Annotated in this window: 2 pseudogenes; both read left to right on the top strand. The window is 66.2% G+C overall.

From position 1 onward, the window contains the following. Positions 1-861: pseudogene (locus BGN95_RS04995) on the top strand (hypothetical protein); the annotation flags it as partial. Continuing rightward, positions 861-1931, top strand: a pseudogene (locus BGN95_RS04990) (hypothetical protein); the annotation flags it as partial. The pseudogenes BGN95_RS04995 and BGN95_RS04990, both read left to right, overlap by 1 nt.

The raw sequence follows: 1931 nt of genomic DNA, 5'->3' as shown, positions 1-1931 counted from the left end.
TTCCTGATCCCTGGCCTCACCAGCCAGATCACCGCGGTCTATAATATGAACCGCGAGAAGAATCGGATCGAGATCGACGACAACGGCTTTCCGGTGCGCCCCGCGCTGATCGGCGACGGGCGCGGGCGCGATTATGACGTGGTCTATCTCGGCTATAATGCCGACGGGCGAATCGGGCGGATCAACCTCACCGCCTCGCTCTACGGCGCGTTCGGCGAGGATCGGAACAGCATCTTCACCTCGCGCCCCGCGCGGATCCGCGCCGGCTTCGCGGCGACCGAGATCAGTTACGACAAGGATTGGATGCGCTTCCGCCTGTCGGGGCTCTACGCCACCGGCGACGGCAAGCCATATGACAAGGTCGAGACCGGGTTCGACGCGATCTTCGAAAATCCGGTCTTCGCCGGGGCGGACACGAGCTATTGGATCCGGCAGAGCATCCCCTTCGCCGGCGGCGGGCGCGCGATCGCGATCACCGGGCGCAACGGCATCCTCAATTCGCTGCGCTCGTCGAAGGAGCAGGGCCAGTCCAATTTCAACAACCCCGGGACGATGCTGGCGGACGCGGGCGCCGATTTCGATCTGACCCCGCAGTTGCGCCTGTCGGGCAACGCCAATCATCCGTGGTTCGAGAATACCGCGACGCTCGAGGCGCTGCGCAACCAGGGCGGGATCGACAAGTCGATCGGCTGGGATCTCTCCACCGCCGCGATCTGGCGGCCCAAGGCGACGCAGAATATCGTCTTCCGCCTGTCGGGCGCGGTGTTGCTGCCCGGCGCGGGCTTCCGCGATCTGTTCACCAATAGCGACCGGCATCGGAATTATTATTCGGTGCTGGCGAACTTGATCCTGTCCTATTGATGCACCGCTTTCTCCCCTTCCTGCTGCTCGTCCTTTCCGCGCTGGCGCTGCCGGTCGCGATGCTGCACGCGTCCGGCGGCGAGAAGCCGGTGGCGCGCGTCTATATCGCTTCGCCGCCCGCCCCGATGAGCCAGACCGCGGCGCAGGTCGCCGCCAAATCGGACGGGTGTTACAGCTGCCACACCAGAACCGACGAACCTTCGATGCACGCGACGCCGGCGGTGATGCTGGGCTGCGTCGATTGCCACGGCGGCAATGCCGCGGTGCGCGGCGATCCCGCGCGCGGGTTCGACGACCCCGATTATGTCGCCGCGCGCGAGCGGGCGCATGTCCTGCCGCGTTTTCCCGAGGCGTGGCATTATCCCTCTTCGGCCAATCCGCAGCGCAGTTATGCCTTGCTCAACCGCGAGGCGCCCGAATTCGTCCGCTTCGTCAACCCGAGCGACTATCGCGTCGCGCGCGAGGCGTGCGGCGCCTGCCATCTGCAGGTGATCGAGGCCGCCGAGCGGTCGCTGATGGCGACCGGCGCGATGTTGTGGGGCGGAGCGGCATATAACAACGGCGTCGTCCCCTATAAGAATTACATTTTCGGCGAGGCCTATACCCGCGACAGCCAGGCGGCGAAGATCGTCTCGCCCGGCGATCCGCCGGGGACGCTGACGCCCGAGCAGCAGGCGCGCGGCGCGCTTGCTGCGCTCTATCCCTTGCCGACCTGGCAGGTGACCCCGCCGGGTGACGTGTTCCGCGTGTTCGAGCGCGGCGGGCGCAATATCGGCACGCAATTTCCCGAGATCGGCCTCCCCAATCCGACCGGCTCGATCCAGCGGCTCGAGGAGCCCGGGCGCCCCGATCTCAAGCAATCGAGCCGCGGCCCCGGCACCGGGCTGCGCGTCGCGATCCCGGTCCTCAACCTGCAGAAGACGCGGCTCAACGATCCGTACATGTGGTTCATCGGGACCAACGACCAGCCGGGCGATTATCGCCATTCGGGCTGTTCGGGGTGCCATGTCGTCTATGCCAATGATCGCGAGCCGCGCCACAGCCTGATCTATGCCCCCTATGGCCGCGAC

This window comes from Sphingomonas sp. 66-10 (assembly GCF_001897045.1).
GTDB lineage: Bacteria > Pseudomonadota > Alphaproteobacteria > Sphingomonadales > Sphingomonadaceae > Sphingomonas > Sphingomonas lycopersici.
The sequence above is the reverse complement of the archived record's forward strand: the minus strand, read 5'-3'. Positions and strand labels throughout refer to the sequence as shown.